The sequence below is a fragment of the Comamonas brasiliensis genome (assembly GCF_018292285.1).
In the GTDB taxonomy this organism is placed as follows: domain Bacteria; phylum Pseudomonadota; class Gammaproteobacteria; order Burkholderiales; family Burkholderiaceae_C; genus Comamonas; species Comamonas brasiliensis.
On the sequence record NZ_JAANES010000004.1, the window covers coordinates 365,122 to 391,891 of the forward strand.

Sequence of the window (26,770 nt, forward strand, 5' to 3'; positions counted from 1 at the left end):
ATAGCTTGTTGCGCTTGATCAGTCTTGTTTTGATGACGATTTGGCTTTGGACTTGGCAGGGGCCTTGTCCAGATAGGGCTTGAGGTAGCGTCCCGTCACGCTGGCCGGGTTGGCTGCGATGTCTTCGGGCGCGCCCTGGGCCACGACCTGGCCGCCGCCCGAGCCGCCCTCGGGGCCCATGTCGATCAGCCAGTCGGCGGTCTTGATGACGTCGAGGTTGTGCTCGATCACGACGATGGTGTTGCCCGCATCGCGCAGCTGGTGCAGCACTTTCAGGAGCAGGGCAATGTCGGCGAAGTGCAGGCCGGTGGTGGGCTCGTCGAGGATGTAGAGCGTGCGCCCGGTATCGCGCTTGGACAGCTCCTGCGCGAGCTTGACGCGCTGGGCCTCGCCGCCCGACAGCGTGGTCGCGCTCTGGCCCAGGCGGATATAGGACAGGCCCACGTCCAGCAGGGTCTGCAGCTTGCGCGCAATGCTGGGCACATCCTTGAAGAAGGCATGTGCGTCTTCGACCGTCATCTCCAGAATCTGCGAGATGTTCCTGCCCTTCCACTGCACTTCCAACGTCTCGCGGTTGTAGCGCTGGCCGTGGCAGAGGTCGCAGGGCACGTAGACATCGGGCAGAAAATGCATTTCCACCTTGACCACGCCGTCGCCCTGGCAGGCTTCGCAGCGGCCGCCCGAGACATTGAACGAGAAACGTCCGGGGCCGTAGCCGCGCTCCTTGGCGGTATTGGTTTCGGCCATCAGCTCGCGGATCGGCGTGAACAGGCCGGTATAGGTTGCCGGGTTGCTGCGCGGCGTGCGGCCGATGGGCGACTGATCGACGTTGATGACCTTGTCGAAATAGTCGATGCCTGCGATGTCGTCATGCGCTGCCGGCTCGGTACCTGCACGGTGTATCTGGCGCGCTGCTTCGGCATACAGCGTATCGTTGACCAGGGTGGATTTACCCGAGCCGGAGACGCCGGTCACGCAGGTGAACAGGCCGACGGGGAAGTCCACCGTCACGTTCCTGAGGTTGTTGCCGCGCGCGCCTTGCACGGTCAGTGCCTGCAGGTCGGTGCGCACCTTGCTCGCGGACTCCCGCTTTTTCGCGGCCGTGACGGGAAAGCGCGATGCGCTTTGACTGGCTTCGGCTTCACTGTCCTTGCGCAGCACGGGCAGCCAGGCGGTGCGCTGCCTGGGCACGGGAATGCTTTGTACGCCGCTCAGATAGCGTCCTGTGGGCGAGTCGGGGCTGGCCTTGATGTCCTCATAGCTGCCCTGAGCCATGATGCGACCGCCATGCACGCCGGCGCCCGGACCCATGTCGATGATCTGGTCGGCAGCACGCATCATGTCCTCGTCATGCTCGACCACGATCACGCTGTTGCCGATATCGCGCAGGTGCTCGAGTGTCGCAATCAGCTTGTCGTTGTCGCGCTGGTGCAGGCCGATGGAGGGCTCGTCCAGCACATACATCACGCCCGTCAGACCCGAGCCGATCTGAGATGCCAGGCGAATGCGCTGGGCTTCGCCACCCGAGAGCGTGTCGGCGCTGCGGTCCAGGCTCAGGTACGAGAGGCCCACATCGTTGAGGAAGAGCAGGCGCGAGGCGATCTCGCGCACGATCTTGTCCGCAATCTCGGCCTTGGCTCCGGCCATGCTCAACTGCTTGAACCAGCCCAGCGCATCGGCCAGCGTGGCATGGCTTACTTCATAGATGGAGCGGGCCTGCTCGCCATCGCCCACGCGCACAAAGCGCGCTTCGCGACGCAGGCGCGTGCCTTCACATTCGGGGCATTTGCGGATGCTGCGCAGCTTGGCCAGATCGTCGCGCACGACCTGGGATTCGGTCTCGCGAAAGCGGCGCTGAATATTGGGGATGATGCCTTCGAACGGATGCGACTTGATGAAGGCTTCGCCCTTGCGTTCGCCGCTCTCGAAAACATAGTTGAATTCCATGGACTCGTCGCCCGAGCCAAAGAGAATCACGTTGCGCACCTTCTCGGGCAGCTCCTCGAATGCCGTCTCGGTGCTCACGCCATAGTGTTTGGCAACGCTCTCCAGCATGGAGAAGTAGTAGTTGTTGCGCTTGTCCCAGCCCTTGATGGCACCGCTGGCCAGACTCAGCGACGGGAAGGGCACGACGCGGTCGGGGTCGAATGCTTCGCTGTTGCCCAGGCCGTCGCAGGCCTGGCAGGCACCCATGGGCGAGTTGAAGGAGAACAGGCGCGGCTCGAGCTCGGGCAGGGAGTAGTCGCAGAGGGGGCAGGCGAACTTGGCGCTGAACAGATGTTCCTTGCCGCCGTCCATTTCCAGCGCGATGACACGGCCGCCGGCATCGGCACCGCCGGCGCGCAAGGCGGCCTCGAAGCTTTCGGCCAGGCGCTGCTTGATGTCTTCACGAACCTTGAGTCGGTCTATCACCACATCGATGTTGTGGCGCTCGTTCTTCTCCAGCTTGGGCAGGGACTGGGCGTCGTAGATCTGCCCGTCGACGCGAAAGCGCACATAGCCCTGGGCCTGGAGCTGCACGAAAAGCTCGACGAACTCGCCCTTTTTCTCGCGCGCCAAGGGGCCGAGGATCATCAGCCTGGTGTCTTCGGGCAGCTGCAGCACGCTGTCCACCATCTGGCTGATGGTCTGGGCCTGCAGCGGCAGATTGTGGTCGGGGCAGAACGGGGTGCCGGCACGGGCGTAGAGCAGGCGCAGATAGTCGTTGATCTCGGTCACCGTGCCCACGGTGGAGCGCGGGTTGTGGCTGGTGGCCTTCTGCTCGATGGAAATGGCCGGCGACAGGCCCTCGATCAGATCGACATCGGGTTTGTCCAGGCGGCCCAGAAACTGGCGTGCATAGGCCGAGAGGCTCTCCACATAGCGACGCTGGCCTTCGGCGTACAAGGTGTCGAAGGCCAGACTGGACTTGCCCGATCCCGACAGGCCGGTGATCACCACCAGCTGGTTGCGGGGGATGTCCAGGTCGATGTTCTTGAGGTTGTGCGTGCGTGCGCCGCGAATGGCGATGCGTGTCTGCGCCAGAGAGCGGCCCAGATAGAGGCTGTCATCTTGGACTTCAGAGGGCGAATCAGGCTTCAGGGACACGGGCGCTCCAGACGGGGAAAACTCTCCATGATAGTCAGACGGGCTTGCGCGTGACTAGATGATTCATGTTCACGGACAATCTACGGTTTTATTTCCTCTCTTTTGCCCGGCAGTGATTTAGTTAACCTGGGCATAAGACTTTGACTCTTGGCAAAATCTGAGCGTGAAAAAAATCAATACCTCCCCCAGCGCGGGCACGCAGGGCACGGACAAATCCTCCACCACCATGACCTCCCAGGAACGCCGCTCCAGCGGCGCTCTGGCGCTGATCTTTGCGCTGCGCATGCTGGGCCTGTTTCTGGTGCTGCCCGTCTTCATGCTGGAGGCGCGCAAGTACCCGGGCGGTGACGACCCGGCCATGATCGGCCTCGCCATGGGTCTGTATGGTCTGACCCAGGCCCTGTTCCAGCTGCCCATCGGGCTGGCCTCCGACCGTATCGGCCGCAAGCCTGTCATTGTCGCCGGCCTGCTGGTGTTTGCTGCGGGCAGCCTGATTGCAGCCATGGCCGACTCGCTGACCGGCCTGATGGCGGGACGTGCCATTCAGGGTGCGGGCGCCGTGTCTGCCGCGGTCACGGCCTTGCTGGCCGACCTGACACGCGATGGCGTGCGTACCAAGGCCATGGCCCTGGTGGGCGGCAGCATCGGCCTGATGTTTGCGCTGGCGCTGGTGCTGGCACCGCTGCTGAACGCCTGGATAGGGCTGTCCGGCATCTTCGGCCTGACCTGCGCGCTGGCGCTGGCTGGTATTGCCGTGGTTTTGTGGGTGGTGCCGCCCGAGCCCAGGCAGCATGCCGATGCGCCCAAGGGGCGGTTCAGCGAGCTGCTGGGCCAGTCCGATCTGCTGCGCCTGAATTTCGGCGTGTTCATTCTGCATACCGTGCAGATGTCCATGTGGGTTGCCGTGCCGGCCATGCTGGTGCAAGCCGGTCTGGCCAAGGAGCAGCATTGGCACATCTATCTGCCGGCCGTGCTGCTGTCTTTTGTGGCCATGGGCCTGCTGTTCTCCATGGAGCGCAAGGGCAGGCTGCGCACCGCCCTGCTGGGGGCCATCGGTCTGGTGCTGGTCGTGCAGATCGGTCTGGGCATGCTGGCCGCCAGCGGCACCATTCCTACGGTCTGGTGCATGGCGCTGCTGATGTTTCTGTTCTTCTGCGGCTTCAACGCGCTTGAGGCTACCCAGCCAAGCCTGGTCTCGCGCATGGCACCGGCGCCGCTGCGCGGTGCGGCCTTGGGTGCCTACAACACCTTGCAGTCGCTGGGACTGTTTGCTGGCGGTGCTGTCGGCGGTGCTGTCGCCAAATTTGCGGGTGTGCCGGGCCTGTTCATCATGACGGCGGCACTGGTTGCCCTGTGGCTGGTCGTGACCTGGCCGCTGCGCCCGGTAGGCCGTCACTGAGGCGCCGTGCGCCTTCCCACCGGTAGCTGATGCTGGCGGTGCAAAGACTCAGTCTCTTGCTCAGCTGCCTGCGCGGAGTTGCCTGAGCGACCGGCATGGCCGATATGGGATATCGGGAAATCCCGTGCTCTTCAGGGCGGGCTTGGGGCAGAATACGAGCTTCATTGGTTCGGGACCTTTCTTGACTGCCCGGGCCACTTTTTGAAAAGGTATTTCTATGGCATCCGTCAACAAAGTCATCATCGTCGGCAATCTGGGCCGTGACCCTGAAATGCGCACCTTCCCCAGCGGCGATCAGGTGGCCAATGTGACCATCGCCACCACGGACCGCTGGCGCGACAAGAACACCGGTGAAAACCGCGAAGCCACCGAATGGCACCGCGTGGTCTTCAATGGCAAGCTGGCCGAAATCGTGGGGCAGTATCTGCGCAAGGGCAGCCAGGTCTATGTCGAAGGCAGCCTGCGCACTCGTAAGTGGACCGATCAGGCCTCCGGCCAGGAGCGTTACGCCACCGAAATCCGTGCCGACACCATGCAGATGCTGGGAAGCCGCCAGGGCGGTGGTCAGCAGCAAGGCGGTTACGGCGGCGACGATGGTTACGGTGAAAGCAGCTATCAGGCACCCAGCCGTCCAGCTCCCGCGCCCATGCAGCAGCGCCCCGCACCGGCACCCATGCAGCAGCGTTCTGCTCCTGCTCCCATGGCCCCTCCTCCCCAGCGCGCTGCGTCGGGGTTTGACGATATGGACGACGATATCCCGTTCTAATTCAGAGACAGGCGGCAGTTGCCGCTTTCCAGGAATCTGCAAAAGCCCGCGCTCCCATCAGCGTGGGCTTTTCTCATGGGGTGAACGGAGAGATTGCAGGAGCAATTCCATAGATGTTGCAGGCGGATGGCAGCAGGGTTGAAAATTTCAATGGGATCGCTGGCTTCATCGAATTAGTGAAATAAGATGCTGCATCCAGGCGCGTTTCATCCAGTTACGATTAGGGGCGAGCGCTGAATCACACACTCAAGTGTGAGGGATCTCTGCCAGTGCAGCCAAGCGGGACTTGGCGTTTCCTCAGGAGCTTCGAGCATGCCGACTTTGGTCATCTCAATCGACGGCGCAGTCATCAAGGAAGTGCAGCTCACCAAGGAGCGCACGACCGTGGGTCGTCGTCCTTATAACGACATCGTGATCGAGAATCTGGCGGTCAGCGGCGAGCATGCCGTGCTCACCATCACGGGCGGCAAGGTCAGCATTGAGGACTTGCGCAGCACCAACGGCACCTATGTCAATGGCCGTGCCATCCAGAAGCAGTATCTGCTCAACGGCGACCTGCTGGACATTGGGCGCTACAAGATCCGCTTTCTCGACACTGTGATCCCAGACACCAATATTTCGTCTGCCTCGGGCGGCAAAAAGGCGGCGCTGGCGCACATTTCCGAAGAAGCAGACAGCGGCCATGCCAAACTGGCCAGCCCTTCCGGGTTTGGCGAAATCTCCAGCTTCAGTTCCACCATTCAGGGCTCGCTTGCCGCACTGCCGGAGCGTCACGCCGTGATTCGCATGCTCACCGGCAGCCTGGCAGGCAAGGAAATAGCGCTTTTCAAAGTCGTCACCACCCTGGGTAAGCCTGGAGTAGCCATCGCTTCCATCACCCAGAAGCCTCATGGCTTTGTGCTTACCCAGCTGGAAGGTGCCAGTGAAGACCTCAAGCTCAATGGTCAGGTAGTCGGGCCTCTTTCCGTGCCCCTGCTCAATGGTGATACGGTGGACCTGGCGGGAAGCTCCATGCGCTTTGTCGTGGAGTGACTGGCTTGACGGGCGCTAAGTATCTGACAAATTTGTCACCGCTTGCGATCGGATCGCCAAAATTGTTACTCAAACTCGCGTGAATGTTGCCAAACGTGTTGTCTTGTGTGGTGCTTTCACCCGGTAAATTGCTGGCACGCAGTTTGCTTCATAGTCTGGGTCTCATCCAACTAGGGAGTTTGAAATGAAGCGTTCCATCCAAAAGGGTTTCACCCTGATCGAACTGATGATCGTTGTGGCGATCATCGGAATTCTGGCTGCCGTGGCTTTGCCTGCTTATCAGGATTACACGGCTCGTGCCAAAGTATCGGAAGTGGTGCTGGCCGCTTCGACATGTCGTACCGCTATTAGCGAAGCATCTCAAACAGGAATGGCGACAGCTCCTTCCGCCGCTGATGGCTTTGGGTGTGGTGAAGGCGGTTCTTCTGCCTCCCCGGTTTCGCAGTACGTGCAGCAAGTTAGCACCAGCAAAGACGGCGTGATTACAGTGACTGCCCGTAATATTTCGCAACTGGGCACGAACAAAAATACTATTGACTTGGTTCCTTACAGCGACGCTGGCATGACTACTGCTTCTGCAGCTGCCGATTTTGCATCTTCTGCGCTGAAGCCTGTTCGAGCTTGGAAGTGCAAGACTGGCGCTACCAATGGCATGGACGCCAAGTTCTTGCCCGCAAGCTGCCGTTAATACTAATATCAGATTTTGCTAAAAAAGCCGCCTAGTGCGGCTTTTTTTATGAAATGATTTTCTCTTATCTATTGATAACATTCTCTCTGTTGGTTGCCAATGTAAGCAACCCATGGACCACATTTTGGATGGAGTTTACGGCTGGGTTGGGAGTGCTATTAGGAATAGTTATTTTATGCATTAATAAAAAATTATTAATGCATAAAAGAATTTCGATTATTTTAGTTGCATTTTTTGTTCTCCTGGTCATTGATTGTTTTTTGAGAAATAATATATATTACGGTGATAATCTAATAGTTTTCTTGTATATTTATTTTTTCTTTATTTCCATTTGTTTGGGTTGGAATTTTTATTTCAGTTTGGAGAAATATGCATTTTTTAGCATATTTGTTGCGATTTTTTGTATAGGAATATTATTGGCGCAATGGATAGGAATAGATCTGGATAAGATGTACTTTAGAGAATTGACGCCAGGTGCTAGAGTTTATGCAAATATGGGGCAACCCAATCACTTGGCCACAGTTCTAGTCTGGAGTGGAGTGCTTTCCATATTCCTAAATAACGAAAAAAAATTATCAAACAACTTGACGATTGTTTTTTTGGTGCTTGTTGCTTTTTCTCAGTCGCTGGCTCAATCTAGAACTTCCTTTTTGTCATTGTTGATGACATTTTTTGTGGCTTTTTTTATTTTTAAAAGATCTGGGAGGTCAGTGCCTATAAGAAAAATCGGGTTTTGGATGGTGTGTTTGTTGTTCTTTTCTACAATATTGCCATTATTGCAAGAAGTATTAGGCATGAGGGCTGAAAGAAGTCTTTATGAGATGGGTGTCGGGACCTCTAGAACTGCACACTGGCTTTCAATGTTGGATGCTGTTGCCAAAAAGCCCCTATTTGGATACGGGTGGCTTCATGCTGCAGAGGCACATATAAGTGGAACTGGCTATGCAATAAAGGAGAGTATTTTTCAATACTCTCATAACTTGATATTGGATGTTGCTCTTTGGGCTGGTATCCCATTTGGAATAATAATATTTTTCGGAATTTCTTTGGGCGTTGTGAGTTGCTTGAAGAATTCAATATCTACGAGTCAAAAATACTCTTTCTTGCTGGTTGTGGTGTTCTTGGTGCACTGCATGCTGGAATTCCCTTATGCGTACCTGCATCTTCTAATACCTGCTGGTATTTTTGTAGGCCATTGCTGTAAGAGAAATGGTTCGAGCGAGCAATACTTGAACTGGTTTCAGTCGGCAATTATTATAATGATTGGTGTATGTTTATCATTACTTGTCGTATATGATTACTGGGGGATTGAAAGAAAAACAACGGCTCTAAGGTTTGAGTATGCAAAAATATATGGAGGAGAACGTGTGGAGGAAGATTCTGACGTTATTGTTTTGGATCAGGCCAAAGCATTGGTTGAGCATACATATCGTGAACCTGCGATAGATATTTCAGCCGAAATAATCAAAAAAAATGATAAGGCTACCTATCGCTATGGAACTCAAAGACTTTTGTTTCATAGCGCAATGGTTCATGGTTTCAATAATGACCCAAAATCTAGTAAAAAATTTCTAAGGGAAATTTGTAAAATTCACTCGAAAAGTAGCTGTGAATTTTCAAAGAACCAATGGAATATTTTGAAGCAAGAATATCCAGAAAATATTGGAAATATCGACTTTCCAGAAATTTAAGCACTTTGTGGATAGCTCGACTTCCCGCCCCGCTTCTCCAGCACCCTGACCCCCCCCATCACCATCCCCTTATCCACTGCCTTGCACATATCGTAGATAGTCAGCAAACCGACCTGTACGGCGGTCAGGGCTTCCATTTCCACACCGGTCTGGCCTTTTAGCTCGACGGTGGCGGTGCAGAGAATGGAGCTGGATTCGGGCTCCAGCTCAAACTCCACGGCAACGCGGGTAAGTGCCAGGGGGTGGCACAGTGGGATCAGGTCGCTGGTCTTTTTGGCTGCCATGATGGCGGCGATGCGAGCCACGCCCAGCACGTCGCCTTTTTTCGCGCTGCCGGTTTGCACAATGGCAAGGGTTTCCGGCTTCATGGTGATGCGGCCTTCGGCCACTGCGATTCGGTGGGTGCTGGGTTTGGCACCGACGTCCACCATATGGGCCTGGCCTTGAGCATCGAAGTGGGTAAGAGAGGACATGGCGGTTCTTTCCGGCGGCAGATGGCTTGGGTTCTGCCGCCCAATCACGGTTGAGCGGGGATGGACTGGCGGCTTTACCTGGGCATCCCAGGCGGGCATGTCGCCGTCTCCATCAATCAAGGCATCATAGTGGGGTGTTGAACGGTCGGCATATGGAAGATCCATATGCTGGCAATGCTGTGATTGCCATGCCATTTTTGATGCCAAAACTGCGTACAGTTCATATTTTAAAAGCGCTGACAGCTTCTGTTTTGATAGCTATTCAGGCAGTCTCACCCTTGGCACCCGGTGTCCAGGCAGCGGGTTTGCCGACCCTGGGCGACGGTGCTTCGTCGCTGACTACGGGTGAGGAGCGGCGTCTGGGTGACTCCATCGCCCGCGAGCTATACCGCGACCCGGACTATCTGGATGACCCGGTGCTGCAGGAGTATGTGGAAGGCATCTGGCTGCATCTGCAGGATGCGGCGCGCAAGAATGGCGAGCTGTCGCCCGAGCTGGAGGAGCGCTTTGCGTGGACGCTGCTCCTGGGCAAGGATCGCCAAGTCAATGCGTTTGCTTTGCCCGGCGGCTATATGGGCGTTTATCTGGGACTGATCGGCGTGGTCAGCAGCGGCGATGAGCTGGCCTCGGTCATTGCCCATGAAACCAGCCACATTACCCAACGCCACATTGCCCGCATGATGGCGCAGCAGGGCAAGCAGACGCCGCTGATGCTGGCTTCCATGCTGCTGGGTGCCCTGGCGGCCACGCGTAGCCCCGATGCGGCCATGGCCATCATGATGGGCGGTCCGGCGGCCGTGATGCAGAACCAGCTGAATTTCTCGCGCGCCATGGAGAGCGAGGCGGACCGCATGGGCTACAGCCTGATGTCCCCTGCCGGTTTTGCTTCCCAGGGTTTTGTGAGCATGTTCGGCAAGCTGCAGCAGGCCAGCCGGCTCAATGACAACGGCAGCTGGCCCTATCTGCGCAGCCACCCGTTGACCACCCAGCGTATCGCGGACATGGATTCGCGCATTCCGCCCGGCAAGCGCGCGGCCGATCCCGTGCCCACGCTGGAGCATGTGATGATGTCTGCCCGCGCGCGTGTGATTTCCAACGCTGGTGTCGAGGTGCGCCGCCAGTGGGCCACACTGCCGCGCTCCGGCAGTTTTTCCAGCCTGAGCCAGTTCGAGCAGGTCGCCCAGCTCTATGCGGCCACGCTCAGCGCCATGTATCTGCGCGACTGGCCGCTGGCGCGCGAGATGGTACAGCGGCTGCTCACGGCGACGGCAGGCAATGCACCTGCGAATATTCAAGCCAAATGGCTGAATGCCGAGCTCGAGTTCAAGGCCGATAACCCACAGGCGGCCCTGGCTGCCTTGCCCTTGCAGTCCGTGATGGCTCCCCAGGCAGCTCCCAAGGTGACGGCCAGCGGCAATCTGGCCGGGCCCAGCCTGGCCACGATTGATGTGGTGGAGCGGGTTGCGCCGCGCAGGCCGGAGCTGCTGCTCAAGACGGAGATCCTGCTCAGGCTCAATCAGGCAGGCTCCATGGCCAGTCCCTTGCAGACCTGGGTGACGGACCATCCCCGCGATGGTTCGGCCTGGCAGACGCTGGCGCGCGTATGGCGCAGCCAGGGCCAGGAAATGCGAGCCCTGCGGGCCGAGGCCGAGGCCCAGGTGGCCCACTATGACTATGCAGCAGCGGTGGATCGCTTCAAGGCAGCCCAGGATCTGGCCCGCAAGGCTGGGGCCAGGGCTGATTATTTCGAGGCCTCCATCATCGACACGCGTTTGCGTGCCGTCGAAGAGCTACTCCGGGAACAGCTGCGCGACAAGGCGGTCAATAAGTAGGCCCAGCACCGAATAAATCAGCGCGCCCAGCATGGCGGCCCAGAAGCCGGCGACGTGGAAGCCGCCCAGCAGGCCCGAGGCCATCCAGAACATCAGGCCGTTGACCACCAGCAGGAACAGGCCCACGGTGACGATGGTCACGGGCAGGGTCAGCACCACGAGTATGGGCCGGATGATGGTGTTGAGCAGGCCGATGACCAGGGCCGCAATCATGGCCGAGCCAAAGCTTTGCACCTGAACGCCGCTGTAGACATAGGCGACCCCGAGCAGAGCCGCCGCGCAAAGAAGCCATTTGACGAGGATTTTCATGCCGCCCAGCATAGCAGCAGGTGCTGCCTGCGCGCTGGCGCACTGCCGGCCCATGAAAAAAGCCTTGTGCAGTGGTCACCGCACAAGGCTTTCAAGGTTTGGAAGCTGCTCTTAAATCGAGAGCGAGTCGTCGATCACAAAGCCCATCATGGCGGCAATCGCGGCCATGGTGCCAGGCAGATTCCAGCGGCCGCCGTTGGCATTGGTCTTGGCATTGGCCTTCACGGGAGCGGCTTGTACAGCCTCCTGCTTGGGACGGCGGGCGTCGATGATCTGCGCTGCGCCATGTTCCTGCTGCAGCTCGGTAACCAGCTCGGTCAGCGGGCCCTTGGCCAGCACGGGTGTGACCTTGCCGCCGCTCGTCGCCATGACGGGCATCAAGGCCGTAAACAGCTTGTCTGCCCATTTGCCGCGCCAGTTCTCGCGAGCGCGATGGCTGACCCATTTGCTCACACGGTGGGTCATGCGCGGAGCACAGGCCACCAGCAACCAGTGGGAGGAAGCCGCCTGGCTTGATCCCGCCAGTGCCTCGAGCATAGGCTGGGCGTATGTGGCGTCATCCACGTAAACAATGATGGGGTTCAAAGTGCGTCCTAACTGGAACGAAGGTTGAAGAATGCGGCACCTCTGTAGGAATGTGCCGACTTGTTTCTATTGTGAGTCGTGAAGGCTGCGGTCAGTTCCCGCATTCCTTCACGAATTGCTGGGTTTTCCAGGCTTAGTGGGCTGCAACCGCGGGACGGCGGCTGGCAATGAATTTGCCCAGGGCCAGAACCAGCAGCGCGCCGCCGATATGGGCTGCCCAGTACAGGGTCTTGGAGATCTCGGCCAGACCTTGTGCATCGGTGGTGCCCAGCTTGGGCATCCACAGCCACTTCTCGGTGTTCACGAACACGGGGTCGGTCACGAACATGCCGCCCGCGATCCAGCCCAGCAGCATGCCGCCGGCCACGATGATCATGGGGAAGCGCTCCATCAGCTTGATGACCAGCTGCGAGCCCCAGACGATGATGGGCACGGAAATCAGCAGACCCAGCACGATCAGCAGCATCTGGTGGTCGCCCGAGCTCTGGGCGGCGCCGGCGATGGCGATCACGTTGTCCACGGACATCACCAGGTCGGCGACGATGATGGTCTTGATGGCGGCAAACAGCTTGTCGCTGCCTTCGATGTTGTCGTGACCTTCGTCATCGGGAGCAATCAGCTTGATACCGATCCAGATCAGCAGGACGGCACCCACGACCTTCAGGAAGGGCAGCTGCAGCAGCACCATGGCAAAGGCGATCAGGATGATGCGCAGGATGATGGCACCGGCCGTGCCGTAGATGATGCCCTTGCGGCGTTGCTCGGGAGGCAGCTTGCGGCAGGCCAGCGCGATCACGACCGCGTTGTCGCCGCCCAGCAGGATGTCGATGATGATGATTTGGCCCAGCGCAATCCAGAAGGGCGTGTGGGTCAGAAAGTCCAGATCCATGTGATTTTTCCTCGTTGTGGAATGCCGCTGGTGCAGTCTGCATAGGTTTGGCACTTGACGCCAGCGGGTGAAGACCAAGGTGACGTAAGTCGAAGCGCAAACCCGCGCGAGGAATCGTGCAGGGGAAGACACTTTGATTGACCGTCATCGGCCTATCAAAGGTCTTGCTCGATTGCAGTCAGTCTGCAAACCGCATGGCCGGAAGCTTGCGCTTCGTATTGACGACCATCCGCTCATGACGCACAAGATGCGTCCGATAAGCTACTCCCCTTCGAAGCTGCGCATTTCAACACAGCAGGCATGGGATTTCAAGCTTCAAAACCCATCTAGTTCACAGGTTTTATATTGAGCAGCAGTCCTGCGACGCTTTTGCACAAAGCGTGGGTAGCTACCAAAAATGCAGCAACCTTGCTGGCGCAGGCCTCATGGCTGCGGCTTATGATGCCTGCTCCATGACTGCCATTCACATCACCGACATCGAAGCGGCCATCAATTATTGGCGAGGCCGTGCCCCATCGCCCGACGGCGTGCTGCTGGCACCCGAGGTCAAGGCCCTGGCCGAGGTGTATGCGCTGATGATTTATGAATGCGAGCCCGACGTGGCCGTGGAGGGCTTTCCCTCACACGCCATGGCGGCCTGGCTGGCCTGGTTCGACACCATGCCCGATACGCCCTGCATTGCCATCTGCTCCACCAGCCAGGGCGATGAGAAATGCAAGGGCTGCGGCCGCAGCTTTGACGAAGTGCAGTACTGGACGGCCATGGAGCCCGCCGAGAAGCGGGCCGTATGGCGCCGCATCACGGTCGAGGGCGATTCCTGGCGCTTCAACCGCTATGCGGAACGCGCGGCGGAGCGGCGCGGCCAGAGTTTCTGAAGCTTATTTCCAGCGCGTGGGCTCGACAAACACCGTGCCCAGATTGCTGGACAGGGTGAGCTGGCCTTCCTGAATCGTGGCCTGCAGCTGCATGCTGCGCTCGGCCAGCGCACCCAGTTGCTGGGCCACTTCCGAGTCGATGTAATGCACTTCCAGCTTGCTCTGGCGGGCCAGCTTGCCTTCCAGACCCTTCCACCAGACATGGGCGGCGTGGTTGAAGGGGTAGACCAGCATATGGTCCGACTTGTTGCAGGCCTTGGTGATGGGCTTTTCGTCGGGCTGGCCGACTTCGATCCACAGACGCTTCTGGCCGGTGTAATCGGTGATGTGCACGTCCGGATCGTCAGGGTCGGACAAACCAATGCCAAAGCCCAGCGTGCCGTCACCGTTGCACAGGTCTTGCAGCTTCCAGGCGTTCAGCGCCAGGGCCACCAGGCGCACCATCATGCGGTCATCTGTTTCGCTGGGATGGCGCGCCAGCGTCAGATTGTGGTCGGCGTAGTAGTTGTGATCGATGTCGGCAATCGACAGATTGGCTTTGAAGATGGTGGACTTGATGGCCATGGCGGTGCTGCCCGCAGGCAGTCCTTTTGAAAACTATCAAAAACAAGAGCTGCCAGCGCCAATCAACATTGGCTTTGGCAGCTCTTTGATGCTGAAAAGCTTGAATATCAATCGCTAGCAGCTATCCTTTTTGCGGATCAAACTTGCGAATCAGACGCGCTTGGCCAGCTCGGCAGCCTTGCCGATGTAGGAGGCAGGCGTCATGGCCAGCAGACGGTCCTTGTCGGCCTGGGGGATTTCCAGACCGTTGATCAGGCGGTGCAGGTCTTCGGCCAGCACGGTCTTGCCGCGCGTGACTTCCTTGAGCTTTTCGTAGGCGCCCTGCACGCCATAGCGGCGCATCACGGTCTGGATGGGCTCGGCCAGCACTTCCCAGGCGTTGTTCAGGTCTTCCTGCAGGCGCTCTTCGTTGAGCTCCAGCTTGTTCAGGCCGGTCATCAGCGAAGCGTAGGCCAGCGTGGTGTAGCCAAAGGCAACGCCGATGTTGCGCAGCACGGTGGAGTCGGTCAGGTCACGCTGCCAGCGGCTGACGGGCAGCTTCTCGGCCAGATGCTTGAGCATTGCGTTGGCCATGCCCAGGTTGCCTTCGCAGTTCTCGAAGTCGATGGGGTTGACCTTGTGGGGCATCGTGGACGAGCCGATCTCGCCGGCCTTCAGGCGCTGCTTGAAGAAGCCCAGGGACACATAGCCCCAGATGTCGCGCGACAGGTCGATCAGGATGGTGTTGGTGCGAGCCATGGCATCGAACAGCTCGGCCATGTAGTCATGGGGCTCGATCTGGATGGAGTAGGGCTGGAAGCTGATGCCCAGACCCTTGGGCTCGGCGGATTCCACCACGTTCTGGCTGAAGGCTTCCCAGTCGAACTCGGGCCAGGCCGACAGGTGGGCGTTGTAGTTGCCCACGGCACCATTCATCTTGCCCAGGATCTTCACGCCGGCGATGTTGGCAGCGGCCTTTTGCAGGCGCACGACCACGTTGGCCAGTTCCTTGCCCACGGTGGTGGGAGAGGCGGTCTGGCCGTGGGTGCGGCTGAGCATGGGCACTTCGGCGTAGAGGTGGGCCATCTCGCGCAGCTTGGCGATGATGCCGTCGATGGCGGGCATCAGCACGGTGTCGCGGCCGACGCGGATCTGCAGGGCGTGGCTGGTGTTGTTGATGTCTTCGCTGGTGCAGGCAAAGTGCACGAACTCGGCGGCCTTCTGCAGCTCGGCGCGACCGTCGAACTTGGACTTGATCCAGTACTCCACGGCCTTCACGTCGTGGTTGGTGGTCTTTTCGATGGCCTTGATGGCGTCTGCATCGGCTTCGGAGAAGTTGGCGACCAGCGCGTGCAGATAGTCACGCGATTCGGCCGACAGCGCGGGGAACTCGGCAAAGCCGGCATCGGACAGGGCGATGAACCAGGTCACCTCGACCTGAACACGGCGGTGCATATAGCCGTATTCGCTCATGATGGGGCGCAGTGCGGACAGCTTGGCGGCGTAGCGGCCGTCCAAGGGAGAGATGGCGGTGAGGGAGGACAGGTTCATGGTGGCGCAATTGTAGGTGCGCTGCATCAGTCGCACGCAGCGCTGGGTTGCTCGGCGACCGTGGCTGGCGCGCATGCAGACCCGGTGCGGCGGCCGCCGGGCCGCCATGGCAGCGCATAGAATCATTGCACCGGCCCGTCGCCGGTGACTCGTGTCATGGAACCGCTGCTATGAAACTAATAGGCTCCACCACCAGCCCCTATGTGCGCAAAGTCCGCGTCGTGCTGGCCGAAAAGAAGCTGGACTATCAATTTGTCGAAGAAAACCCCTGGGAGGAAGCGCTTTCACCCGGTACGGGCAATCCTCTGGGCAAGGTGCCGCGTCTGGTGATGGACGGCACGGAGGCCATGTTCGACTCGCGCGTCATCGTCGAATATCTGGACACACTTTCGCCGGTCGGCAAGCTGATTCCGGGCACGGGCCGCGAGCGCGCCGAGGTCAAGACCTGGGAGGCCCTGGCCGACGGCATGCTGGATGCTGCCGTTCTGGTGCGGCTGGAGGCCACCTGGCCAGGCCGCAGCGCAGAGCAGCGTAGCCAGGCCTGGATGGATCGCCAGATGGGCAAGGTCCGGGCCGCGCTCAAGGTCATGTCGCAGGGATTGGGCGAGAAGCCGTTTTGCTGCGGCGGCACGCATCTGACGCTGGCCGATATCAGCGTCGGCTGCGCCCTGGCCTGGCTGGATTTCCGCTTTCCCGAGCTGGACTGGCGCGCCGAGCACCCGAATCTGGCCGCCTTGCTGACAAAGCTGGCGGCGCGCCCCAGTTTTGTGAATACCGTGCCCCACTGAGTGGCGGCATGTCAGCCAAGAAAAAGGCCACTCGAAAGTGGCCTTTTTTGGGGCATAAAAAAGTTGCGAAGCATCCCGAAACGAATTAAGAGAGGGAGGGAGGAGAAGCGCTCCGGGGATTTTTCAATGGGCGTACCCACAGGCTTCGCAACTGGAAATTGGTGAATGCAGACCTGTCAGTTCATTGCACTTGACTATCAGATAAGACACTGTTGCAGAAGTTCCAGCCCTAGTGGGTTTCATTTTTGTAACAGTTTGGCAATGCCTGTAGGCAAATCTTGATGGATGCTGCCAGCGCCCTGAAAAGCGGGCGCTCACCAATCTTCAATCCCGTGACATGATTGCCTATCCTAGGTTGCGGTACCGGGCACGAACACAGCAGTCCAGAGCTTGAGTACCGCTTCGCGCTGGACTTGGGCCTGTTCCGGCTCCAGTTGTCCGGAGCGCTCGTCCAGTCTTGCCACGTGTTGCAGGCGACGCAGCTCGCGGTAGGCCTTGGCGGCTTCATAGCCCACGCCTTTGGGCAGCAGGCCCGCGTCTTCGGCGCGCTGCAGCAAGGCAATATTGCCCACGTTGGCGATCAGCTCGCGGTGTGCACCGGATTCGGCCAGCACCAGGTACTGGACGGCAAATTCCACATCCACCATGCCGCCGGGGCTGTGCTTGACGTCGAACAGGCCGCCGCGCACCGGATGGGCACCGCGTACCCGCTCACGCATGGTTTCAATCTCGTTGCGCAGCGCAGCGGCATCGCGCGGCGCGGTGATGACGGCTTCGCGCACCGCATCAAAGCGCTGATGCAGGTGCAGATCGGTCGCGGGCGCGCCTGCAGGCGAGGGAAAGTCGCGGCTGCCTAGCACAAAGCGGGCACGCGTCATGGCCTGGTGCTCCCAGGTCCAGGCGGTATTGCTGCCGCGCTGCTGCTGGTAGTTGGCATAGGACTCGAAGCTGGTCACCAGCAGGCCCGAGTTGCCGTTGGGTCGCAGCGCGGTGTCGATCTCGAACAGATCGCCTTCGCCGGTCTTGACGGTCAGCCAGTTGATGAGCTTGCGCACATAGGCTGCGTAGATCTCGGGAGCGCGGTCATCGTCGTCATCGAAGACGAAGACGATGTCCAGATCGCTGCCGTAGCCCAGTTCCTTGCCGCCCAGCTTGCCGTAGCCCACGATGCCGAAGCGCGGCGTATCGCGATGGCGGCTCTTGAGCCGGCTCCAGCACCATTGGGCCGTGATGCGCAGCACGCTGTCGGCCAGCGCGCTCAGGTCGTCGGCCACCTGCTCCACGCTGATGCGGCCTTCGATGTCGCGCGCCAGGGTGCGGAAGACCTCGGCATGGTGGGCGCGGCGCAGCAGATTGAGCAGGGTTTCGTCGTCGTCTTCGCCCGTGGATTGCAGGGCGGCCAGACGCATGGCCAGCTCATGCTCGAAGTCTGCTGCGACAAAGCGCTCCTTGAGAATGGCATCGCTGGCCAGCTCGTCGATCACGCCGGGGTGCTGCTGCAGATAGCGCGCAGGCCAGCGCGCCGCTCCGAGCAGATGCAGCAGTCTTTCATGAACCGCCGGCCGCTCCAGCAGCAGCGCGAGGTAGCTTTCGCGGCGCAGCAGGGGCTCCAGCCATTGCAGAAAACGCTTGGCTGCTTCTTCGCCGGACTGGCCGCTTGCCACCCATTGCGCGGTGCGTTCCACCAGCCTGAACAAGCGCGCACGGGCCTCGTCACGCAGGCCGTTGATGCGGGTGTTGCTGCGCCAGTCGGCGACCTGACCGGCCAGTGACGGCGGCAGGGCCTCGATCAGCTCCTCGATGTCGCGGGGCGTGGGCGGACCACCTGCCGCCGCCTTGGCGGCATTGCAATGGCCGTTGCTGCACTGCTGGGAGTCACCGCCCAGCAAGGTGTCGAACTCCTGCGCCACCAGTTCGCGGTGCTCGTCCAACTGGTGCAGAAAGCCGCAGGCATCGGCATAGCCCAGGGTGCGGGCAATCCACAGCAGATCATCGTCGCGCGTGGGCAGCACATGGGTCTGCTGGTCGTCCAGATACTGGATGCGGTGCTCCACCTGGCGCAGGAAGATGTAGGCGCGGCTCAGGGCGTCGGCAATCTCGGCGCTCATCAGGTTGGCCTGCACCAGGCGCTGCAGGGCTTCCAGCGTAGGGCGGCGCCGCAGCTCGGGGAACTGGCCGCCGCGCACCACCTGCAGCAGCTGCACGATGAATTCGATCTCGCGGATGCCGCCGCGCGAGAGCTTGACGTCGTTGGCGCGTTCGGGGTGGCCCGCGCTGCGCTTGGACGCATGGTCGCGGATCTGGCGGTGCAGGCTGCGCAGCGAGTCGAACACCGCATAGTCCAGATAGCGGCGGAATACAAAAGGCAGCACCACGCTGCGCAGGGCCTGGACGTTGGGGGTCTGGATATCGGCCAGCGGCGCCACGATGCGGCTCTTGAGCCAGGCAAAGCGCTCCCACTCGCGGCCATGAATCTGCAGATATTCCTCCAGCGAGGACAGCGAGACGGCGGGGGCGCCTGAATTGCCGTTGGGCCGCAGGGCCAGGTCGACGCGAAAGACAAAGCCGTGTTCGGTGGTGTCGCCAATCAGGCTGAAGATGCCTTTGACGGCACGGCCGAAGTACTCGTGGTTGGAAATCACGCCGCGGCCGTCGGCCTTGCCCTGGGTGTCGCCGTCATGTTCGTAGACGTAGATCAGGTCGATGTCGCTGGAGACATTGAGCTCGCGGGCGCCGAGCTTGCCCATGCCTATGACCCAGAACTGGACTTCCTGGCCGGCAGGGCCTTGAGGCGCACCATGCCGGGTGTCGAGTTCGGCGCGCACCTGGGTGCAGGCACGGTCCAGGGCCAGCTCGGCCAGCTCGGTGACGGCCTTGGTCACCACGGCGAGAGGTGCCTGCTGTTCGCAGTCCAGCACGATGATGCGCTCCATCACCAGCTGGCGCAGCACGCGCAGCGCCGCAGAGAGGTCCAGGCCGCGCGACTGCAGCGTGCCCAGGGCCTGTTCCATCAGGGCCCGGTCGGGGGCTCCCGGCGGCAAGGCGTCAAACCAGTTCTCGTAACGGCGGTGAAGGCGCTGCACAAAGCGCGAGTACTGGGCCGGGGAAGGAACATTGAGGGCGTTTTCTGCCATTGCTTGCTCTGGGGACTGCATGCGGACCGTAAAAAATGGTGTCAGGCAGGCAGGTAATCAGCTCGGCAACGTGTGGTTACCGAAACGCGCACGGGGGCGCCGGTCATAATTCCTGCCATTGCTAGGCCACCGATGATCGAACCGAAACCACTCCCAACTCGCCAAATTCATAGGCTGGCCAGCTTGGCACGGTGGTCTCTGGGACTGGTCCTGAGCCTGTGGCTGTTGCTGGCCACCGTGTGGGGGGTGCTCCATTTCTGGATTGTGCCGCGAATCGAACAGTGGCGCCCCGAGCTGGAATCCCTGGCCTCACGCAGCCTGGGTGTACCGGTTTCCATAGGCCGGCTGCATGCGTACCGATCGGGTCTGGTGCCGACTTTCGAGCTGGGCGACGTAGTCCTGCATGACCCTGCGAACAAGAGTGAGGCCTTGCTGCTGCCCAAGGTGGTGGTGGCGGTCTCTGCCCATTCGCTGATGACCCTGGGCGTGGAGCAGATATACCTTGAAGGGCCGGATCTGACGGTTCGCCGCGATGCCGACGGCCAGATCTTTGTGGCCGGCATTGCCGTGTCATCCGACCCGGGGCAGGGGGGCGACTCCGACTGGATCTTCTCCCAGCCCGAAATCGCCATCCGAGGCGGCAAGCTGCAGTGGGTGGACGAGCTGCGCAATGCCGCGCCCTTGCAACTGCAGGATGTGGATCTGGTGCTGCGCAACAAGCGCTGGCATCACTCCCTGCGGCTGGATGCCACGCCGCCAGAGGGATGGGGCGAGCGCTTCACGGTCATGGGCAACTTCAAGGAGCCTTTGCTGTCGGTGCATGAAGGGCGTCTGGAGCGCTGGAGCGGACAGGCCTATCTGGACTTCACACATATCGACCTGTCGCATCTGGGCCAGTATCTGGGCCCGCAGGACTGGAAGCTGCAGCAGGGCAAGGGCTCGGTCAGGGCCTGGCTGGATGTGGAGCACGGCCAGCCCGTGGGCGCGGTGGCCGATGTCGCGGTACAGGCGCTGCAGCTGCAATGGCGGGACCGACCCGAGCCCCTGGCTCTGCAGGCCTTGAGAGGGCGTTTGCGGGCCAAGAATCAGAATGGTTACCAGTTTTCCGTCCAGGGGCTGCAGTTCACGGCCGACGACGGGCTGAACTGGCCAAGAGGCGACTTCAGCCTGCGCTATGTGCCGACCGGCGCTTCCGAACAAGGTAGCCAGGGCGAACATGGTGATGTTCAGGCCGATGGCATCGACCTGGCCATTGCGGCGCAGATGCTGCAGCGCCTGCCCCTGCCGCCAACCGTTCAGAGCCAGCTCAGGGCGCTGGCGCCGGCAGGACAGCTGAGCGATCTCAAGCTGTCCTGGCGCGGACCTCTGGAGCAACTGGCGCAGTACAAGGCATCGGGGCGGTTCGAGCAGCTGGGCTTGCGTTCCCAGGCCTCTGAGGAGGGCCCCCACAGCATAGGCATTCCCGGTGTGCGGGGCTTGAGCGGCAAGTTCAGCCTGGACCAGGACAGCGGCGAGGCCACGCTGACAAAGACGCCGGGAGCCAATCAGGCCATGCTGAGCTTCCCCGGGGTGTTCGAAGACCCTGACATCCCGTTCGATCAGCTCGACAGCCTGGTGCGCTGGCAGTTGCTGGACAAGGGCCAGACCATCAAGGTGCAGGTGCCCCGGCTGCGCTTTGCCAATGAAGACACGGCCGGCCAGGCCCAGGCCAGCTGGCAGTCCGGTGCGGGGACCAAGGAGCAGCCGCGCTTTCCGGGGCTGCTGGATCTGCAGGGGCAACTCAGCCGCGCCAAGGGTGAGCGCATTTATCGCTATCTGCCCCAGGACCTGGGCAGCGATGCGCTGCGCTATGTGCGCGAGGCCATAACCACGGGCCAGGCCAGTGCGGTGAACTTCCGCGTCAAGGGCGAACTCGAGCATGTGCCGTTTGAAAAGCCGGGCAAGGGCGAGTTCCACATCAGCGCTCAGGTGCAGGACGTGAACTACCAGTTCGTGCCCGGCTATCTGCTCAGTCCAGGCGAAAAGCCCTGGCCGCCGCTGACCAGGCTTTCGGGCGAGCTGGTGTTCGACCGCAACTCCATGCAGGTGCGCAAGGCCAAGGGCTTTCTGGGTCATACCGCCATCGTGGTCGATGAAGCGCAGGCCGGCGTGGCCGACTGGAACCAGACCGAGGTGGAGGTCAACGCCAAGGCCCATGGTGTCCTGGGCGATATGCTGAACCTGGTGCAAGGCTCCGCCCTGTCTGCGCTGACCGCTCATGTGCTGGATAGCAGCCGGGCCACGGGCAATGCCAAGCTCAGCCTCAAGCTGCATCTGCCCACCCTGCACATGGAGCGCAGCAAGGTACAGGGCGAAGTGGCGCTGTCGGGCAATACGCTGCAGCTGATGCCCGAGGTGCCCGCGCTGAGTCAGTTGCGCGGCAATGTGCAGTTCTCGGAAACCGGCTTTCAGCTCTCGGGCGTGCAGGCCAGAGCGCTGGGCGGTGACGTGCGCATCGAGGGCGGCATGAAGCCCGGTGCCGATGCCGCCACGGCCCCGGTTCAGCTGCGTGTAGATGGCGTGGCCACGGCCCAGGGCCTGCGTGACGCCAAGGAGATGAGCGAGCTGGCGGCTCTGGGCAGGCATCTGCAGGGCCAGGCACGCTATGGCCTGCAGATCAAGGTGCTGCACAGCGTGCCGGAAATCAGTCTGCAGTCCGAGCTGCAGGGCATGGCGGTCATGCTGCCGGCGCCCTTGGGAAAGGCGGCCGACAGCTCCCTGGCCTTGCGCGTCAACCGCACTGTGCCCGCGGTGGCCAAGCCGCTGACCGACCAGCTCAGCGTGCAATGGGGCAATCAGGCCGCAGCCCTGCTGGAGCGCGATATCAGCGGGGCACAGGCCCGCATCACGCGCGGCAGCCTGGAGCTGGTGGAGTCGGGCAAGGCGGAAGCCGCGTTGCCGCCTGCGGGTCTGCAGGCCAGGGTGCAGCTGCCGGTGCTGGATCTGGATGCCTGGGGACGGCTGTGGCCCGAGGGCGAAGCGAGCGCTGCCGATGGCCCCGTTGCCGAGGAAGAGAGCTGGCGTCAGTTTGTGCCTCAGCAGCTGGCGCTCAAGGCGCGCGAGGTCAAGCTCCATGGCCGCTCGCTGCACGATGTATCCCTGCAGCTCAGCCATGCCAACAAGGTCTGGACCAACCAGATCCAGGCGCGCGAGCTGGCCGGGCGCATTGAGTATCGCGAGGCCAATGCGCAGGAGCCTGGCGGCCTGGTCATCGCCAAGCTCTCGCGTCTGAGCATTCCCGACGGCCCGGACGAGGGCGTGGAGGCGGCGGCTGCCCAGAGCAGCGATTTGCGCGAGCTGCCGGCCCTGCAGGTCAGCGTGGACGACTTCCAGCTGGGCAAGCGTTCGCTGGGCAAGCTGGATGTGGTGGCGCGCAATCACGGGCTGTCTCTCGGCGTGGGCAAGCGCGAATGGCAGCTGTCGCGCTTCAATATCAGCACACCCGAGGCGACCTTGACGGCACAGGGCTCCTGGGCGCTGCGCTCTGGCGACCAGAAGCACCCGGGCCAGACACAGCTGCAGTTCCAGCTCCATCTGCGCGATGTGGGCAAGCTGCTCAATCGCTTCGACATGCCCGGCGTGGTCGCCAATGGACAGGGCGAGCTGCAGGGGGAGATCGGCTGGACCGGATCGCCCGTGACGCCGGGGTTCAAGACCATGTCCGGCGCCGTGCACCTGGAGGTGCAAAAAGGCCAGTTTCTCAAGGCCGAGCCGGGCCTGGCCAAGCTGCTGGGCGTGCTCAGCCTGCAGTCCCTGCCCAGGCGCTTGACGCTGGATTTCCGCGACGTGTTCCGCAACGGCTTCTCGTTCGACTTCATGCGAGGCGATGTCACCATAGAGCGCGGCATTGCCAAGACGAATAACATGCAGATGAAGGGCGTGAACGCAGCCGTGCTGATGGAGGGCTCTGCCGATATCGACAAGGAAACCCAGGACCTGCATGTGGTGGTGGTGCCGGAGATCAACGCTCTGTCCGCTTCCCTGGTCGCCACGGCCATCAACCCCGTGGTGGGGCTGAGCAGCTTTCTGGCCCAGATGATTCTGCGTGGCCCGCTGATTGCGGCCACGACCAAGGAGTTCCATATCCACGGCAGCTGGGAAGATCCGCAAGTGACCGAGCTGCCCAGACGCAGCGTGCCCAAGACCGGTTCCGACGATGCCGGCAAGCAGCCCGCTGGCGCCACAGGCTCACAGGAGAAGCCATGAAGATTGCCGCTCTACAAATGGTCTCGGGTCAGGATGTCGCCGCCAATCTGGCGCAGGCGCGCAGCCTGATGCAGCAGGCCGCCGCCCTGGGGGCGGAGCTGGTGGTGCTGCCCGAGTATTTCTGCGCCATGGGCGCCAGGGACACCGACAAGCTGGCCTACCGGGAGGCCTTTGGCCAGGGGCCGATCCAGGACTTCATGGCCGCCGCCGCCAGGCAGCTCCAGCTGTGGGTGGTGGCCGGCACGCTGCCGCTGCAGGCGGCTGACGACAGCCATGTGCTCAACACCAGCCTGGTCTATTCACCCGACGGCGAGTGCGTGGCCCGCTACGACAAGATCCATCTCTTTCAGTTCGACAACGGGCGCGAGAGCTATACCGAGGCCGCCGTGGTGCAGGCGGGCAGCCAGCCCGTGGTCTGCGACATACAGGCCAGAGACGGCGCCCGCTGGCGCCTGGGCCTGAGCGTCTGCTACGACCTTCGCTTTCCCGAGCTGTACCGCGCGCTCAGTGCCCAGGGCGCCGACCTGCTGCTGGTGCCCAGTGCCTTCACCTACACCACGGGTCAGGCGCACTGGGAGGTGCTGCTGCGGGCGCGGGCGATAGAGAACCTGGCCTATGTGCTGGCGCCCGGCCAGGGCGGCGTGCATGAAAACGGTCGCCGCACCTGGGGCCACAGCCTGCTGATCGACCCCTGGGGCGAGGTGCAGGGCCTGCAGGCCAGCGGCACCGGCGTGGTGGCAGGAGAGCTCAACCGTGACCGCTTGCTGCAGGTGCGCCAGCAATTGCCGGCCTTGACCCATCGTGTGCTGTGACTGAACCGCTGAATACTGCTCTTGACGAACTGCCCGAGGACCATCCTGCCCATTGGCCCTGGCGGCGCTGGCGCATGGCCTGGAAGCGCTGGTCTCTGTGGACCTTGCTGGTGGCACTGGTGGTCAGCATGCTGGTCACCATGGTCTGGCTGGCCGGACGCTATGAAGCATCGCAGGTGCAGGAAAAGCTGGAGCGCGATACCGCCAATGCCGTCGGCGATATCCGTGCGGCGCTGGGCCGCAATCTGCAGGATCTGCTGGCGCTGAGCGCCTACAGCGGCAAGCACTCGGCCTGGCGCGAGCACGCGACCGAGCTGCTGCAGCAGCGCCGTGACCTGATGCGCATCGAGTGGCGGGGCGAAAACATGCGCCTCATCGAGCATGCCGAGACGCCTTATCGCACCCTGCTGGTCGAAGACGAAAGCCATTTGCCCGAGCTGCATTCGGGCGAGGCCCTGACCTGTACCCAGGCCAGGCGCGTCAACGGGCCGTCGTATTCGCCCAGCCGCTTCCAGCTGCTGGGCGAAGGCCTGGGCACCGAGACCATGCAGGTCTGCATGCCGCTGACGGAGAACGGCCATGTGGTGGGCTATGTGCTGGGCACCTACAGCCTGCAGGGCATTCTGATGGCCCAGGTGGGAAAGTCCCTGCCGCGCACCCAGGAGGTGTCGTTCACCGAGCCGGACGGCACGCGCCTGGCCATGGTGGGAGCAGCCTGGCGCGGCTCGCGCATGTTCACGGCCCAGCAGCTGCTGGACCTGCCCGGCAACACCCTGGTGCTGCGCATGGACAGCTGGCATCACGCGCCCAGCGTCTTTCCCAATGTGATGACGGCGCTGGTGACCGGCATGTCGATCGCGCTGGTGACCGTGGTGGTGGTGCTGGTGCGTGACAACCGCCGCCGCCTGCGCGCGGAACGCGATCTGGGTGATGCGCTGGCCTTTCGCAAGGCCATGGAAGATTCCCTGGTCACGGGCATGCGTGCCCGCGATCTCCAGGGGCGCATCACCTATGTGAACCCGGCCTTCTGCAACATGGTGGGCTTCAGTGCGCAGGAGCTGCTAGGCCTCAATGTGGCGCCTTACTGGCCGCCCGAGCTGGCCCAGGAATATGTGAGCCGGCGCGATCAGCGCCTTGCCGGCCTGCTGCCCACGCCGCGCCAGGGCCACGAGAGCGTGTTCATGCGCAAGGACGGCTCGCGCTTTCCGGTGCTGATCTTCGAGGCACCGCTGATCACCGCCCAGGGCCAGCACACGGGCTGGATGAGCGCCTTCATCGACATCAGCGAGCAGCGCCGCATGGAGGAGATGTCGCGTGCCTCGCTGGAGCGTCTGCAGGCCACGGCCCGCCTGGCGACGGTGGGCGAAATGGCCTCCATGCTCAGCCATGAGCTGACGCAGCCGCTGGCCGCCATTTCCAGCTATGCCACGGGCTCGCTCAATCTGCTGGCACATGAACCTGATGCCGAGGATCCGCATCTGCAGGATTTGCGCATGGCTCTGGAGCGCATCAGCTTTCAGGCCGACCGCGCGGGCAAGGTCATCAAGAGCGTGCGCGACTTCGTGCGCCGGCGCGACAAGTCCCGGCAGGTGGTGCAGCCCGCGGAGCTGATCGATGCGGTCATGCCCCTGGTCTATCTGCAGGCACACAAGCTCAATGCCACGGTGCAACTGGAGCTGGAGGCCGATCTGCCAGGGGTGCTCTGCGATGTCACCATGGTCGAGCAGGTGCTGCTCAATCTGGCGCGCAACGGCATGCAGGCCATGGACCAGCCCGCGCTCAAGGACAGGGTGCTGACCCTGACGGTCCGGCGCAGTTCTGAGGGTCATGGCGCGCGTTGGGTAGAATTTTCCATCATGGACTGCGGCGCCGGCATTTCTGCGGAAGTCGCCGAGCAGCTGTTCACCCCCTTCTTCACCACGCGCACCGAAGGCATGGGCCTGGGCCTGAGTCTGTGCCGCACGGTGGTGGAGCAACATGGTGGTCATCTTGATTACCGCCCGCACCTCCCGCAGGGCACGGAGTTTGTCTTCACGCTGCCGGCCCACTGGGAACCCAGAGAGAACTAGGC

19 protein-coding genes are annotated in these 26,770 nt (G+C 61.4%); 11 read left to right on the forward strand and 8 right to left on the reverse strand.

The features are described 5' to 3' along the window. Positions 1-18: 18 nt before the first annotated feature. Entirely contained in the window at positions 19-3,087 is a 3,069-nt protein-coding gene (gene uvrA, locus DJFAAGMI_RS18135; RefSeq protein ID WP_211458187.1) for an excinuclease ABC subunit UvrA, read from the reverse strand. Between the two features lie 226 nt (positions 3,088-3,313). Between uvrA and DJFAAGMI_RS18140 the strand changes: the two genes are divergently transcribed. From DJFAAGMI_RS18140 to DJFAAGMI_RS18160, 5 genes are all read left to right on the forward strand, one after another. Continuing rightward, the gene (locus DJFAAGMI_RS18140) at positions 3,314-4,486 is read left to right on the forward strand and encodes an MFS transporter (RefSeq protein WP_211458407.1); all 1,173 of its coding nucleotides are present in this window, start codon (positions 3,314-3,316) and stop codon (positions 4,484-4,486) included. Between the two features lie 217 nt (positions 4,487-4,703). Continuing rightward, complete coding sequence (ssb, locus tag DJFAAGMI_RS18145) at positions 4,704-5,252, forward strand: single-stranded DNA-binding protein (protein ID WP_003060089.1); 549 nt, start codon at positions 4,704-4,706, stop codon at positions 5,250-5,252. Between the two features lie 312 nt (positions 5,253-5,564). Then, complete coding sequence (locus tag DJFAAGMI_RS18150; protein ID WP_211458188.1) at positions 5,565-6,284, forward strand: FHA domain-containing protein; 720 nt, start codon at positions 5,565-5,567, stop codon at positions 6,282-6,284. Between the two features lie 184 nt (positions 6,285-6,468). After that, positions 6,469-6,972 (forward strand): pilin, encoded by a 504-nt coding sequence (locus tag DJFAAGMI_RS18155; RefSeq protein WP_211458189.1) that lies wholly within the window; start codon positions 6,469-6,471, stop codon positions 6,970-6,972. 89 nt (positions 6,973-7,061) lie between these two features. Then, positions 7,062-8,663: a PglL family O-oligosaccharyltransferase gene (locus DJFAAGMI_RS18160; RefSeq protein WP_211458190.1), complete on the forward strand. Its 1,602-nt coding sequence runs from the start codon at positions 7,062-7,064 to the stop codon at positions 8,661-8,663. Here the strand turns inward: DJFAAGMI_RS18160 and moaC are convergent. Beyond that, positions 8,660-9,136, reverse strand: coding sequence for a cyclic pyranopterin monophosphate synthase MoaC (moaC, locus tag DJFAAGMI_RS18165; RefSeq protein ID WP_211458409.1), 477 nt, complete (start codon positions 9,134-9,136; stop codon positions 8,660-8,662). The two genes, DJFAAGMI_RS18160 and moaC, sit on opposite strands and share 4 nt — an antisense overlap. Before the next feature lie 200 nt (positions 9,137-9,336). Between moaC and DJFAAGMI_RS18170 the strand changes: the two genes are divergently transcribed. Next, positions 9,337-10,968 carry a M48 family metalloprotease gene (locus DJFAAGMI_RS18170; protein WP_211458191.1) on the forward strand — a complete coding sequence of 544 codons (1,632 nt, stop codon included), beginning with the start codon at positions 9,337-9,339 and terminating at the stop codon, positions 10,966-10,968. Here the strand turns inward: DJFAAGMI_RS18170 and DJFAAGMI_RS18175 are convergent. The 3 genes from DJFAAGMI_RS18175 to DJFAAGMI_RS18185 all read right to left on the reverse strand — a co-directional run bounded on the left by DJFAAGMI_RS18175 (position 10,927) and on the right by DJFAAGMI_RS18185 (position 12,751). Beyond that, on the reverse strand, positions 10,927-11,277 hold the full coding sequence (locus tag DJFAAGMI_RS18175) for a phage holin family protein (protein WP_029158475.1): 351 nt from the start codon (positions 11,275-11,277) through the stop codon (positions 10,927-10,929). The genes DJFAAGMI_RS18170 and DJFAAGMI_RS18175 overlap by 42 nt on opposite strands. Before the next feature lie 111 nt (positions 11,278-11,388). Further along, a complete protein-coding gene (locus DJFAAGMI_RS18180) occupies positions 11,389-11,862 on the reverse strand; it encodes a hypothetical protein (protein ID WP_043003320.1) in 474 nt (157 codons plus the stop codon). Positions 11,863-11,995: 133 nt separating this feature from the next. Next, the gene (locus DJFAAGMI_RS18185) at positions 11,996-12,751 is read right to left on the reverse strand and encodes a TerC family protein (protein ID WP_003060114.1); all 756 of its coding nucleotides are present in this window, start codon (positions 12,749-12,751) and stop codon (positions 11,996-11,998) included. Between the two features lie 425 nt (positions 12,752-13,176). Here DJFAAGMI_RS18185 and DJFAAGMI_RS18190 point away from each other — a divergent pair, with 425 nt between their 5' ends. Continuing rightward, a complete protein-coding gene (locus DJFAAGMI_RS18190; protein ID WP_003060116.1) occupies positions 13,177-13,626 on the forward strand; it encodes a DUF3717 domain-containing protein in 450 nt (149 codons plus the stop codon). A gap of 3 nt (positions 13,627-13,629) precedes the next feature. Here DJFAAGMI_RS18190 and DJFAAGMI_RS18195 read toward each other — a convergent pair whose 3' ends face one another. Both DJFAAGMI_RS18195 and purB read right to left on the reverse strand, forming a co-directional pair. Then, on the reverse strand, positions 13,630-14,190 hold the full coding sequence (locus DJFAAGMI_RS18195) for a YaeQ family protein (RefSeq protein ID WP_003072218.1): 561 nt from the start codon (positions 14,188-14,190) through the stop codon (positions 13,630-13,632). Positions 14,191-14,340: 150 nt separating this feature from the next. Continuing rightward, positions 14,341-15,720 (reverse strand): adenylosuccinate lyase, encoded by a 1,380-nt coding sequence (gene purB, locus DJFAAGMI_RS18200; protein WP_211458192.1) that lies wholly within the window; start codon positions 15,718-15,720, stop codon positions 14,341-14,343. Positions 15,721-15,890: 170 nt separating this feature from the next. Here purB and DJFAAGMI_RS18205 point away from each other — a divergent pair, with 170 nt between their 5' ends. Further along, the gene (locus tag DJFAAGMI_RS18205; protein WP_043003322.1) at positions 15,891-16,508 is read left to right on the forward strand and encodes a glutathione S-transferase C-terminal domain-containing protein; all 618 of its coding nucleotides are present in this window, start codon (positions 15,891-15,893) and stop codon (positions 16,506-16,508) included. A gap of 350 nt (positions 16,509-16,858) precedes the next feature. Here the strand turns inward: DJFAAGMI_RS18205 and glnE are convergent, their stop codons facing one another. Next, positions 16,859-19,642 carry a bifunctional [glutamate--ammonia ligase]-adenylyl-L-tyrosine phosphorylase/[glutamate--ammonia-ligase] adenylyltransferase gene (gene glnE, locus DJFAAGMI_RS18210; protein WP_211458193.1) on the reverse strand — a complete coding sequence of 928 codons (2,784 nt, stop codon included), beginning with the start codon at positions 19,640-19,642 and terminating at the stop codon, positions 16,859-16,861. A gap of 183 nt (positions 19,643-19,825) precedes the next feature. On the opposite strand from glnE, the gene DJFAAGMI_RS18215 reads away from it, so the two are divergent. Genes DJFAAGMI_RS18215 through DJFAAGMI_RS18225 form a run of 3 tightly spaced genes read left to right on the forward strand, consistent with a single transcriptional unit; the run spans position 19,826 to position 26,768 of the window. Next, the gene (locus DJFAAGMI_RS18215) at positions 19,826-23,887 is read left to right on the forward strand and encodes a YhdP family protein (RefSeq protein WP_211458194.1); all 4,062 of its coding nucleotides are present in this window, start codon (positions 19,826-19,828) and stop codon (positions 23,885-23,887) included. Further along, positions 23,884-24,699: a carbon-nitrogen hydrolase family protein gene (locus tag DJFAAGMI_RS18220; RefSeq protein WP_211458195.1), complete on the forward strand. Its 816-nt coding sequence runs from the start codon at positions 23,884-23,886 to the stop codon at positions 24,697-24,699. The genes DJFAAGMI_RS18215 and DJFAAGMI_RS18220 overlap by 4 nt, the downstream gene beginning before the upstream one ends. Then, positions 24,696-26,768, forward strand: coding sequence for a two-component system sensor histidine kinase NtrB (locus DJFAAGMI_RS18225; RefSeq protein ID WP_211458196.1), 2,073 nt, complete (start codon positions 24,696-24,698; stop codon positions 26,766-26,768). Before DJFAAGMI_RS18220 ends, DJFAAGMI_RS18225 begins: the two co-directional genes overlap by 4 nt. Positions 26,769-26,770 lie beyond the last annotated feature (2 nt).

What these genes read in the sequence shown, in the direction of transcription:
- DJFAAGMI_RS18140 (WP_211458407.1), top strand. Translation starts at nt 3,314, where the DNA reads ATGACCTCCCAGGAACGCCGCTCCAGCGGCGCTCTGGCGCTGATCTTT.
- ssb (WP_003060089.1), top strand. Translation starts at nt 4,704, where the DNA reads ATGGCATCCGTCAACAAAGTCATCATCGTCGGCAATCTGGGCCGTGAC.
- DJFAAGMI_RS18150 (WP_211458188.1), top strand. Translation starts at nt 5,565, where the DNA reads ATGCCGACTTTGGTCATCTCAATCGACGGCGCAGTCATCAAGGAAGTG.
- DJFAAGMI_RS18155 (WP_211458189.1), top strand. Translation starts at nt 6,469, where the DNA reads ATGAAGCGTTCCATCCAAAAGGGTTTCACCCTGATCGAACTGATGATC.
- moaC (WP_211458409.1), bottom strand. Translation starts at nt 9,136, where the DNA reads ATGTCCTCTCTTACCCACTTCGATGCTCAAGGCCAGGCCCATATGGTG.
- DJFAAGMI_RS18170 (WP_211458191.1), top strand. Translation starts at nt 9,337, where the DNA reads ATGCCAAAACTGCGTACAGTTCATATTTTAAAAGCGCTGACAGCTTCT.
- DJFAAGMI_RS18175 (WP_029158475.1), bottom strand. Translation starts at nt 11,277, where the DNA reads ATGAAAATCCTCGTCAAATGGCTTCTTTGCGCGGCGGCTCTGCTCGGG.
- DJFAAGMI_RS18185 (WP_003060114.1), bottom strand. Translation starts at nt 12,751, where the DNA reads ATGGATCTGGACTTTCTGACCCACACGCCCTTCTGGATTGCGCTGGGC.
- DJFAAGMI_RS18190 (WP_003060116.1), top strand. Translation starts at nt 13,177, where the DNA reads ATGGCTGCGGCTTATGATGCCTGCTCCATGACTGCCATTCACATCACC.
- DJFAAGMI_RS18195 (WP_003072218.1), bottom strand. Translation starts at nt 14,190, where the DNA reads ATGGCCATCAAGTCCACCATCTTCAAAGCCAATCTGTCGATTGCCGAC.
- purB (WP_211458192.1), bottom strand. Translation starts at nt 15,720, where the DNA reads ATGAACCTGTCCTCCCTCACCGCCATCTCTCCCTTGGACGGCCGCTAC.
- DJFAAGMI_RS18205 (WP_043003322.1), top strand. Translation starts at nt 15,891, where the DNA reads ATGAAACTAATAGGCTCCACCACCAGCCCCTATGTGCGCAAAGTCCGC.
- glnE (WP_211458193.1), bottom strand. Translation starts at nt 19,642, where the DNA reads ATGGCAGAAAACGCCCTCAATGTTCCTTCCCCGGCCCAGTACTCGCGC.
- DJFAAGMI_RS18220 (WP_211458195.1), top strand. Translation starts at nt 23,884, where the DNA reads ATGAAGATTGCCGCTCTACAAATGGTCTCGGGTCAGGATGTCGCCGCC.